The 527-nt window shown below is 71.3% G+C and carries 1 protein-coding gene; it reads left to right on the top strand.

What is annotated here, in order from left to right; genetic code table 11:
* On the top strand, positions 1-527 hold a 527-nt coding region (locus NQ160_RS24530), incomplete at both ends, for a CoA transferase (protein WP_257517556.1).

The raw sequence follows: 527 nt of genomic DNA, 5'->3' as shown, positions 1-527 counted from the left end.
ATGACCACGACCACGCCGCCTGCGGGCGCGCTGGAAGGCCTGCGCATCCTCGACCTGGGCGGAGAGATCGCGAACTACTGCGGCCGGCTGTTCGCCCAGCTCGGGGCCGACGTCATCCTCGTCGAACCTCCGTCGGGCTCGAGCTACCGCACCGCGCCCCCGCTGGCCGGTTCGGGCGCCAGCCTGCGCTTCGCCTATGACAACGCGGACAAGAGGTCGATCCGCATGGACGTCGCGACGAGCGGGGGGCGCTCCGCTTTCGCACGCCTCGTCGCCTCGGCCGATCTCCTGCTCGACGACAGGACGCAGCACGACCTCGGGGCCGCGGGTTTCACCTACGACGCGCTCGGGGAGTTGTTCCCCACCCTGACCACGACGGTCATCACCCCCTTCGGGCTGAGCGGTCCGTATGCGCACTACCGGGCGACGGATGCCACGTGCATGGCGTTCGGGGGCATGCTCTGGCTGGGGGGCTACGGGGACGGTCCGCCGGTGCAGCCGGCCGGACACCAGTCGTTCCGCGCCGG

It is taken from the genome of Microbacterium sp. zg.Y909 (assembly GCF_024626565.1).
The sequence above is the reverse complement of the archived record's forward strand: the minus strand, read 5'-3'. Positions and strand labels throughout refer to the sequence as shown.